This window comes from Streptomyces pinistramenti (assembly GCF_020564935.1).
GTDB classification, from domain to species: domain Bacteria; phylum Actinomycetota; class Actinomycetes; order Streptomycetales; family Streptomycetaceae; genus Streptomyces; species Streptomyces pinistramenti.
The window spans coordinates 45733-55780 of record NZ_JAJCXB010000049.1; the positions used below are offsets into that span (position 1 = coordinate 45733).

Consider the following 10048-nt stretch of genomic DNA (forward strand, 5'->3'; position numbering starts at 1 on the left):
CCGGAAAAATTGGTGTAGACCTGTAGCGTCCGCAGGTCAGACCGTCGCCGGCGCGGCCTCGGCGCGTACGGCGGAGAACCGGCCCGACGCCTCGTCCAGCACGTACGCCTGGGCCTCGCCGACATGGAAATACATGCCGTGCAGAGTGAGCGTGCCTTCGGCCACACGGCGGGCCACGCAGGGGTGCGCCCTCAGGTGGTCGAGCTGCTGGAGGACGTTGACCAGCGCGAGCCGTTCGTGAGCATCCGCCACCGGGCGCTCGGCCAGGCCGACTTCGCCCTCGCCCGGCCGTCCGGCGGCGGCCGTCATGCGTTCCAGGCTCGGTCTGCCGTGACGCAGCCAGCGGGCGAGCGCGGTGGGGGCGGCCGCCGGTGCGTCAGGCGCCGGGGGCCCCTCGTCCGACGTGGTGAGCAGCGCCTTCATCGCGCCGCACCCCGAATGCCCGCACACCGTGATCGAGCCGACCTCCAGGATCTCCACCGCGTATTCGACGGCTGCGCCCACGGAGTCGCAGGTGCCGTCGGTGCCGGGCGGCGGCATCAGATTGCCGACATTGCGGACGGCGAACAGGTCGCCCGGACCACTGGACGTGATCATGCTCGTGACCAGCCGGGAGTCGGAGCAGGCGAGGAAGAGCTGGGTGGGCCGCTGCCCCTCGCGGGCCAGCCGGGCCAACTCCTCGCGGACCAGCGGGGCGGTGTGCCGCTGAAAGGCGCTCACGCCGCCCATCAGCCGGCTGCCGCTGGAGTCGGGAGCGGACTCACGGGCCGGTGCGGGCCGGGTGCAGTGGTGGTTGCGCCACGGGGTCCACGGGCGGCAGAGGTGCGCACCGGCCGGCTCGGCGACGGGCCGCCCGCTGCGGCCGCCGAGGGTGACCCGGCCGCCCTGCGCGCAATGCCGCGCGGACCAGGACTGGAGCGCTTCGTAGGCGGCGTGGTCCATGAAGGATCCGCACAGTTCGACGACCACGTCCGAACGCGCCGGGACCAGCGCCAGGGCCCGGGTCAGCCGGGGCACGGCGAGAAACGTCAACTGGCCGCTGACGCACACCCGGTGGCGGCCGTCCTCCGTCAGGACCGTGACGCGGGTGTGGGTCAGCCGGTGCAGCGCCAGGAAGGCGGCGACCGCGACGCCCGCCAGTACGCCCTGGAGCACGCCGAGCGCCACGACTCCGCCCAAAGTAGCGGCGTACACCGGGAATTCGCGGTGTCGCTGCACATGCCGGATGTGCGCAAAGCTCACCATCCGTACGCCGACCAGCATCACCAGCGCGGCGAGCGCGGCCAGCGGGATCAGTTCCAGCAGGGCGGCCGAGAGCCCCGCGCACAGCAGGACCCAGAGGCCGTGCAGCACGGTGGCGCGGCGGCCGGTGGCCCCGGCCCGGACGTTCGCCGAGCCGCGGATCGCGCCACCGGAAACCGGCAGGCCGCCCAGCAGGCCGGTCACGACGTTGGCGACGCCCTGCCCGGCCAGTTCGCGGTTGAGGTCCGACGGGCGGGACGGGGTACCGGGGTGCTCGACCGCGAGCCGGTCCACCGCCACCGCGGACAGCAGCGACTCCATGGCGGCGACGAGGGTCACGGTCAGCACCGCAGCGGCGAGCGAAGGGGCCGTGGCATCCGGGAGCGCGGGCAGCGAAGGCGCCTGCCAGGAGGGCAGTTCGACGCGCGGCACGGCCGCACCGGCGCTGACGGCCGTCGCCGCGAGGACGGCTACCAAGGCGCCCGGAATATAGGCCAGCCGCCGCCCGAGCCGTCCGGGCAGCCGGCCCCAGCCGATCAGGATGGTGGCGGTGAGGGCCCCGATCAGCAGGGCCGCGGTATGCGGGTGCGTCAACTGGCCGGGTAGCGCCGCAATGTTGGCGAGGGCGGAGCTTTCCGCGCTGCCGCCGAGGACCACGTGGAGCTGGCCGATGGCGATGGTGGCGCCGATGCCGGCGAGCATGCCGTGCACGATCGCCGGGCTGACGGCCAGCGCGGCACGGGCCACGCGCAGCACACCCAGGGCGAGTTGGGCGAGTCCGGCCAGCACGGTGATCGCGCAGGTGGCACGCCATCCGAAGCGCTGGACGAGGTCGGCCGTGACCACCAGGAGTCCGGTGGCGGCGCCGCTCACCTGGAGGGGGGCGCCGCCGAGCAGTCCGGCGACGATGCCGCCGACGACCGCGGCGACCAGGCCGGCCTGCGGTGGTGCGCCGGTGGCGAGGGCGATGCCCAGCGAGAGCGGCACGGCGAGAAGGAAGAGAACGATCGAGGCGGAGAAATCTCTGCGGAGGGCGGCGTGCCCGCAGACCTCCGGCGGGTCGTGCGGCTGGTGCGTGCGTGGTGGCTGTGGCGTCTTCGTGAGCTGCGACATTCCCGTCTCCTCCGGGGCGACGCGGTCGCGCGGGGCGCGATCGTGGGGCGGCGGTGTACTGCGGCGGGACGCGAGCCGACCGGTCGGTGTGGCGGTGAGTGACGGCTCAGTAACTCTCAAGCATCAGTAAATGAATCGTAATGCCAGGTAAAGAGCGGGAGAAGCTTCTTCCGGCGGATGAGTCACGTATTCCACCCATCGGGTGAATGTGATGATTATCGGCTTGTCCTTTACCTCACTCTTCTTGGCGTATGAAAGCTTGCGGGCAGTTTTTCCGATTAATCCCTCGGAAGGTGCACGCAGCACCAGGAATGAGGTGGCTGATGGCAGCCGCATCAAAGGTCACGTCGGCGGTCGTCACGGCCATGGCGCTGGCGGCGGTCGCCGGCTGCTCCACGGCACCGCACCGCACACCGGGCCGCAGCGCGGCGAAGGGAAGGGCGGCGCCTCCGGTCAAGGCCCAGCAGGTCAGGGTGATCGGCGACGGCTCGACCGCGTACACCGGAGCGCAGCCGAACCAGCCGGTGCCGGTACGCCTCAAGCCGGGCGAGAAGCCCCCGCAGTTCGTGGTGTTCTCCTGGGACGGCGCGGGGGAGGACGGCCAGAAGCTGTTCTCGCATTTCCGTGCGGTCGGCAAGAAGTACGACGCGACGATGACGTACTTCCTCAGCGGCGTGTACATGCTGCCGACGGACGAGAGGGAGCTCTACCGCCCGCCGCAGCACAGCCCCGGGGCGTCGGACATCGGCTTCAACGACGTCAAGGGCATCAGGGCCACCGTGCGGCAGATGCGCGGCGCCTGGCGGGACGGCAACGAGATCGGCACCCACTTCAACGGGCACTTCTGCGGCCCGGACGGCGGGGTCGGTACCTGGTCGACCGAGGAGTGGAAGAGCGAGATCGAGCAGGCCGAATCGTTCGTGCAGCACTGGAGGACCACGTCGGGACTCACGGACGAGAAGCCGCTGCCCTTCGACTACGCCAAGGAACTCGTCGGCGGCCGGGCGCCGTGCCTGGAAGGGCAGAAAAACCTGATCCCCGCCGCCAAGGAGAGCGGCTTCCGCTATGACGCCAGCTCGGCCGGCGGGCTGCAGGTCTGGCCCCGGAAGATCGACGGCGTCTGGGACTTCCCGCTCCAGCAGATCCCGGTGCCCGGCAGGACGTTCGAGACGCTGTCGATGGACTACAACTTCCTCGCCAACCAGTCCGTCACCACTGAGGGCGACCCGGCGATGCGGGCCTCCTGGGGCCGGCAGATGCACGACGGCCTCATCCAGGCGTTCAACCGCGCCTACCAGGGCAACCGCGCCCCGCTGTTCATCGGCGACCACTTCGAGTCCTGGAACGGCGGCGTCTACATGAAGGCCGTCGAGGACACCATCAAGGCCGTCTGCCCCCGGAAGGGCGTGCGGTGCGTCAGCTTCAAGCAGCTGGCGGACTGGCTGGACGCACAGGATCCGGAGGTGCTCGGCAAGCTGCGCGGGCTGGAGGTCGGCCAGGCTCCGCAGGCCGGCTGGGCGTCGTATCTGGCCGGCTCCCCGGCCGCGCCGGCCGGTGCGGCCGTATCCGGAGCGGCGGGGCCGGCGTCGGCCGACGCGGAGGGGCGGGTCAAGCGGGCTGCGGAGTAGCCGCCCCTTCGGAGAGCACGAAGGCGGGGTCGACCTGGGCAGCCAGGTCGGCGCCCGTCTTCGCGTTGCCCCAGCTCTCCGCGTTCTTCAGGTGGAAGTGCACCATCTGGCGCGTGTAGCGCTCCCAGTCACGGTCCCCGTAGGCGCTGTCGGCTGTGGCGTGCAAGATGTCGAGGGCGCGGCGGTTGGCCTCTTCGAGCTGCGCGAAGGGGGCCGGGCGGCCCTTCTCCATGGCCCGCACCCAGTCCGAGTGGCCGACCGTCACCAACAGGTCGTCGCCCACCTCGGCGCGCAGGAAGGCGAGGTCGTCCGGGCCCTGCACCTTGTTGCCCACCACCTTCAGGCTGACGTCGAAGTCCCGCGCGTACTCCTTGTACTGGCGGTAGACGGCGATGCCCTTACGGGTCGGCTCGGCAACCAGGAAAGTCATGTCGAAGCGGGTGAACATCCCGGACGCGAAGGAGTCCGAGCCCGCCGTCATGTCGACGACGACGTACTCTTCGCGGCCGTCCACGAGGTGGTTCAGGCACAGCTCGACCGCGCCGACCTTGGAGTGGTAGCAGGCGACCCCGAGGTCGGACTCGGTGAACGGGCCGGTGGCCATCAGCCGTACGGAAGCGCCGTCGAGCGGGATCGTGCGCGCGCAGGCGTCATAAACGGGGTTGCCGCCGCCGACGTGCAGGAGCTGTGAGCCGTCCCCGGGCGGGGTGGTCTTGATCATCGTCTCGGCAGAGGAGATCCGCGGGTTGGCGCCGCGCAGATATTCCTTGATCAACGGGAGATGGGCGCCCATCGCGGGAAGCGCGGCGGCGGCCGCGTCGTCGAGGCCGAGTGCGGCCCCCAGGTGCTGGTTGATGTCGGCGTCCACTGCGATCACAGGGACGCGGGAGGCCGCGAGATGGCGGATGAACAGGGAAGACAGGGTGGTCTTGCCGCTGCCGCCCTTTCCTACGAAAGCGATCTTCATGTTCACCAAGAGTAAGCGGCCTCTGGCTGTGAGTGAGAACTCCACGTGAAGAAGACCACTCCTTCGGGGGGTGTGGCCAACCGGTGCGTAGGGTCGGGCCCATGGCTGCACACACCCGGGGTACGACCCCCGAACCTCCGCAGACGAACGCCGATCCGCTCGCGGCCCTGGCGTCGCTCCCGGGGGTCGCCGACGCCGTCGACTCCGTACGCAAAGGCGTCGACCGGGTCTACGGGCACCGGATCATGCGACGCCGCGGCACGGAGGTCACTTCGGAGGCGGCGCTGCGCGGAGCCCGGGGTTCCGCGGTGCTCTCCGGAGCCGACTGGGCGCTCGAAGAGGTGCGGCGGCGCACCGACTTCGGCGTGGACGGCGAACCGCGGACGGTCGGTGCGGCGCTGCGGCTGACGGCCGAGGCGGGGCAACTGCTCAGCGTGTGGCGGCAGTCGCCGCTGCGGGTGCTGGCGCGCCTCCATCTGGTGGCGGCGGGCGGCGGCGCGGCGGACGACACCGTGGGGCGGCCCCGGCTCGCGGGTGAGCCGGTCGACGAGCCGTTGATCGAGCTGCCGCTCCCCGGTGCCGACGAGGTCGCGGGCCGGCTGGACGGGCTGGCGCGGCTGCTGCTCACGGAGAGCGCGGCGCCGGCGCTGGTGACCGCGGCGGTGGTGCACGGCGAACTGCTCGCGCTGCGGCCTTTCGGCTCGCACAACGGCCTGGTCGCACGGGCCGCGGAACGCGTCGTGCTGGTCGGCAGCGGACTGGACCCGAAATCGATCTGCCCGGCGGAGGTCGGGCACGCCGAACAGGGCAGAGCGGCCTACGTGGCGGCCCTGGAGGGCTACGTCTCGGGCACGCCCGACGGCGTCGCGGCGTGGATCGCGCACTGTGGCCGATCGGTCGGGCTGGGTGTGCGCGAGAGCACCGCGGTCTGCGAGGCGATGCAGCGCGGCGCCTGAGCCGATGGCCGGGCTCGGGACGCGTGCGTAACCGGGGGCCTGGAAAACCTGCCCCGCAAAAAAGGGGTGCGGCGGTACGAGATGCTGATCCGTACCGCCGCTGGCATGTCTGCCGCGTGACCATGCGTGCACGAGATATGCCCATCAGGCCGGAAATCTTTTGTCCGTTGCCTGGTGCGGCTGGCCCGTAATCGACGGGTCGGCGTCGCGTGGGTGCCCGGCGTTCATGCATCGGTCCGTGGGGCCGTGATGCGTTTAAAGGTGGTCCTCTCGGACGTCCTTGGTCTCGCGGGCCGCTGACTCCTTTGTACTCCAGAGGCAGGGTAAGCGGAACCCTTCGTCTCAGATCTTTACTTTTGCCTTCAATGACGGGCAATAACCGCAATGCGGATCGTGCAAGGTGGCCGGATAATTCATGTCTTTTTCCGCTATGCGCCGAAGGGGCCGCGCCGTCGGTGCGCGTACCGGACCAGCCCGGCGGTGACGGCGGCCGCGCCCACGGCCGCGACGACGGCGAGCGCGGGGCGGGCGGGCATGGACAGCGCGGGCAGCCGCTGCTTGAGCCGCACCGGGCGGGTGAACGACAGTACCGGCCAGCCCCGGGCGGCGGCCTCGCGGCGCAGCGCCCGGTCGGGGTTGACCGCGCACGGGTAGCCGACCGCTTCGAGCATCGGGACGTCCGTCGCGGAATCGCTGTACGCGAAGCATTGCTCCAGGTCGTAGCCCTCGGACGCGGCGAGATCCCTGACGGCTTCGGCCTTGGTCGGCCCGTAGGCGTAGTACGCGATCTCGCCGGTGAACCGCCCGTCCTCGCCGACGACCATTCTGGTGGCCACCACGCGGTCGGCGCCGAGGAGTTCGCCGATCGGCTCGACGACCTCGGCGCCGGAAGTGGAAACAATCACCACATCGCGGCCTGCCGCCCGGTGCTCTTCGATAAGGGAGGCGGCCTCGTCGTAGATGATCGGGTCGATCCGGTCGTGCAGTGTCTCGGCGACGATCTCGCGGACCTGGGCGACATCCCAGCCACGGCAGAGCGACGAGAGATAGGCACGCATCCGTTCCATCTGGTCGTGGTCAGCGCCGCCGACAAGGAACACGAACTGTGCATATGCGGTGCGCAGTACGGCTCGGCGATTGATCAGGCCACCTCGGTAGAACGACTTACTGAAGGTCAGCGTGCTCGACTTTGCAATCACGGTCTTGTCGAGGTCGAAGAACGCCGCAGTACGGGGAGTCGAGTGGGGTACGGAGTGGTTTTCCACGGGGCGAGCATAGGCTCCCACCATTCGGCGTAAGGTCTGGCGCGTGGGTTTGCCTGAGAAGGCTGTCGGGTACACCATGGAAGTCACGGATCGTTCGCGACCGTGCTAACCCCGTCCGGCTCCTCCCCCCCCCCGAGTCGGCCGTGGGGACGACCCCCGCTCTCCCCCCCGGCGGGGGTCGTCGCATGTCCGGACGCGTTTTCCGGCGTCGGGCAGGGGGCGCAGGTCCCGCATCTCCCCAGTGTCCAGGCGCAGTTGACGCCCATCGCGCGTCACGCACCGTAGTTGTGGCGTCGCTTTGCGGATGCCCCGTTAAGGCCCGGAGAGTCGCTGTCCAGTCACCGGTATAGGTGACGGAGTTATTCACAATGGCGAGTTGTCCACAGTTTTTGACCAAGATCCACACGGATTTCCTGATCGCTGCACGCTAAAAGTCCGCGAGTTCGCGGAGGAACGAGTTGTGTAGCGATAGGGGGACGGAACGTGGCTGGATCCAGGGCATCCGATCAGCCGGTGGATTCGGGTGGCGAGCGCAGCCGCCCGCTGATCATCACCGAGGACGAGCAACTGCTCGACGATCTTGTGCGGCTGTCTGCCGCGGCGCACGTGGTACCCAAAGTGGAGCACGGCCTGCCGGCAGGAAGGGACGGCTGGTCGCAGCCGCCGCTGGTGATCGTCGGCGATGACTGCGCGGCCCGGCTGCGCGGCGCGGAACGTCGGGCGGGCCTCGTGCTCGTCGCCCGGGACACGGACGATACGGACATGTGGCGGCTGGCCGTCGCCCTCGGCGCCGAGCAGGTGGTGACGCTCCCCGGAAGCGAGCGCTGGCTGGTCGACCGGATCGCCGACGCGGTCGAAGGGGTCGGGCCCGCGGCGCTCACCGTCGGGGTGATCGGCGGCTGTGGTGGCGCCGGCGCGAGCACGCTCGCCTGCGCCTTGGCCGTCACCGCGGCGCGTACGGGCCGGCGGACCATGCTCGTGGACGCCGATCCGCTCGGCGGTGGGCTCGATGTGCTGCTCGGCGGCGAGAAGGAGAAGGGGCTGCGCTGGCCGGCGTTCCGGGAGTCGCGCGGTCGGGTCGCTTCCGGGGCGCTGGAGGACTCGCTGCCCTGGCTGCACTCCTTACGGGTGCTCAGCTGGGATCGCGGCGCCGAGGTCGCCATCCCGCCGGACGCCATGCGGGCGGTGCTGGCCGCGGCGCGCAGACGCGGCGGCGTGGTGGTGGTGGATCTGCCGCGCCGGGTCGACGACGCGGTGGCGCAGGCCCTGGAGCAGGTGGACGTGGGGCTGGTGGTGGTGCCTGCGGAACTGCGGGCGGTGGCTGCCGCGGGGCGGGTGGCGGCCGGTGTCGCGGCGGCGCTGCGCGATCTGCGTGCTGTCGTCCGAGGTCTGCCGAGCGGGCTGCCGGGGCTGGATGACGACGAGATCGCCGCCCTCCTGGAACTGCCGCTGGCCGGTGAACTGCCGTGGGATTCGGGCCTGGTGGACGATCCGCCGCACGGGGTGCCGCCCGGCGCCCGGGTCCGCGGGCCGCTCGCCCGCTTCTGTGCCGCCTTCTGGGCGCAGGCGCTGCCGGACGGGAGCGGACCGGAGGCCGAAGACGCGCGGGGTGCGGACGGAGCGGGCGGGTGAGCAGGGGCGGGCAGTCGCTTCCGGGAGGCGTGAGGCCGGGGCGTACGGATGTGGTGGACAGGGGGTGCGGGGATGAGCGAGAACTTGGTGGACGCGGTGCGGCGGCGGCTCGCGGAGGACGCTGCGGAGCCGACGGCGGCACGGGTGGCGGTGGCGCTGCGCGAGGAAGGGCGGCTCCTCGGGGACGCCGAGGTACTGGGTGTGGTGGCCGCCTTGCGGTCCGAGATGGTGGGCAGTGGCCCGCTGGAACCGCTGCTGGCGGCGCCGGAGGTGACGGACGTCCTCGTCACCGCGCCGGACGAGGTATGGGTGGACCGGGGTGGCGGCCTGGAGCGGACGTCCGTGCGCTTCCGGGACGCGGCCGAGGTGCGCAGGCTGGCGCAGCGGCTGGCGGCGGTGGCCGGGCGGCGCCTCGACGACGCCCGGCCGTGGGTGGACGCCCGGCTGCCGGACGGCACGCGCCTGCACGCCGTGCTGCCGCCGGTGGCGGTGGGCGGCACCTGTCTGTCGCTCCGGGTGCTGCGGCCGCGGGCCTTCGGCCTGGCCGAGCTGGTCGCGGCGGGGACGGTACCGCCCGGTGGCGACCGGCTGCTGGAGGCGCTGCTGGCGGCCCGTATCTCGTTCCTGGTCAGCGGTGGCACGGGCTCGGGCAAGACGACTCTCCTGTGCGCGTTGCTGGGGCTGGTCGGCCCGGGGGAGCGGATCGTGCTGGCGGAGGACTCCGCGGAGCTGAGGCCGGACCACCCCCATGTGGTGCGGCTGGAGACCCGGCCCGCCAATCAGGAAGGCGTCGGGCGGGTGACGCTGCGGGACCTCGTCCGCCAGGCGCTGCGGATGCGGCCGGACCGGCTGGTCGTCGGCGAGGTGCGCGGCGCCGAGGTCACCGACCTGCTGGCGGCTCTCAACACCGGGCACGAGGGCGGCTGCGGAACGGTGCATGCCAATGCTGCCTGCGATGTCCCCGCCCGGCTGGAGGCGCTCGGCTCGACGGCCGGGCTGGACCGGGCCGCCCTGCACAGCCAGTTGGCCGCCGCGCTCTCCGTGGTGCTGCATCTCGTGCGCGACCGGGAAGGACGGCGGCGGATCGCCCAGATCCATGTCCTGGAACGGGACCGCAACGGCTTCGTGGTGACCGTGCCGGCCGCGGTCTGGGGGACGGGTGGCTTCGAGGAGGCGGCCGGGTGGGGGCGGCTGATGGAGCTGTGCGAGCGGGGTACGGCGGGCCCGGAGGGGGCGGCTGTGGGC

At 71.5% G+C, this 10048-nt stretch carries 7 protein-coding genes; 4 read left to right on the forward strand and 3 right to left on the reverse strand.

Translation table 11 applies throughout. From position 1 onward, the window contains the following. Positions 1 to 36: 36 nt before the first annotated feature. A complete protein-coding gene (locus tag LIU39_RS26835) occupies positions 37 to 2355 on the reverse strand; it encodes a SulP family inorganic anion transporter (RefSeq protein WP_227049488.1) in 2319 nt (772 codons plus the stop codon). Positions 2356 to 2678: 323 nt separating this feature from the next. Here LIU39_RS26835 and LIU39_RS26840 point away from each other — a divergent pair, with 323 nt between their 5' ends. After that, positions 2679 to 3983 carry a polysaccharide deacetylase family protein gene (locus tag LIU39_RS26840; protein WP_227049489.1) on the forward strand — a complete coding sequence of 435 codons (1305 nt, stop codon included), beginning with the start codon at positions 2679 to 2681 and terminating at the stop codon, positions 3981 to 3983. On the opposite strand, the gene LIU39_RS26845 is transcribed toward LIU39_RS26840, so the two are convergent. Beyond that, the gene (locus LIU39_RS26845; protein ID WP_227049490.1) at positions 3964 to 4950 is read right to left on the reverse strand and encodes an ATP-binding protein; all 987 of its coding nucleotides are present in this window, start codon (positions 4948 to 4950) and stop codon (positions 3964 to 3966) included. The two genes, LIU39_RS26840 and LIU39_RS26845, sit on opposite strands and share 20 nt — an antisense overlap. Positions 4951 to 5051: 101 nt before the next feature. Here LIU39_RS26845 and LIU39_RS26850 point away from each other — a divergent pair, with 101 nt between their 5' ends. After that, positions 5052 to 5906 (forward strand): Fic family protein, encoded by an 855-nt coding sequence (locus tag LIU39_RS26850; RefSeq protein ID WP_227049491.1) that lies wholly within the window; start codon positions 5052 to 5054, stop codon positions 5904 to 5906. Between the two features lie 428 nt (positions 5907 to 6334). Here the strand turns inward: LIU39_RS26850 and LIU39_RS26855 are convergent, their stop codons facing one another. Continuing rightward, a complete protein-coding gene (locus LIU39_RS26855) occupies positions 6335 to 7195 on the reverse strand; it encodes an HAD family hydrolase (protein WP_227049492.1) in 861 nt (286 codons plus the stop codon). Positions 7196 to 7654: 459 nt separating this feature from the next. Between LIU39_RS26855 and ssd the strand changes: the two genes are divergently transcribed. Together ssd and LIU39_RS26865 are read left to right on the forward strand one after the other, a co-directional pair. Continuing rightward, positions 7655 to 8803, forward strand: a complete 1149-nt coding sequence (gene ssd / locus LIU39_RS26860) for a septum site-determining protein Ssd (RefSeq protein ID WP_227049493.1) — start codon at positions 7655 to 7657, stop codon at positions 8801 to 8803. A 72-nt stretch (positions 8804 to 8875) separates the two neighbouring features. Then, positions 8876 to 10048 (forward strand): TadA family conjugal transfer-associated ATPase (locus LIU39_RS26865; RefSeq protein ID WP_227049494.1); only part of this gene is annotated, 1173 nt, incomplete at its 3' end.

Coding starts and splice junctions, on each gene's coding strand:
- LIU39_RS26835 (WP_227049488.1), bottom strand. CDS start 2,355: ATGTCGCAGCTCACGAAGACGCCACAGCCACCACGCACGCACCAGCCG.
- LIU39_RS26840 (WP_227049489.1), top strand. CDS start 2,679: ATGGCAGCCGCATCAAAGGTCACGTCGGCGGTCGTCACGGCCATGGCG.
- LIU39_RS26845 (WP_227049490.1), bottom strand. CDS start 4,950: ATGAAGATCGCTTTCGTAGGAAAGGGCGGCAGCGGCAAGACCACCCTG.
- LIU39_RS26850 (WP_227049491.1), top strand. CDS start 5,052: ATGGCTGCACACACCCGGGGTACGACCCCCGAACCTCCGCAGACGAAC.
- LIU39_RS26855 (WP_227049492.1), bottom strand. CDS start 7,195: ATGGTGGGAGCCTATGCTCGCCCCGTGGAAAACCACTCCGTACCCCAC.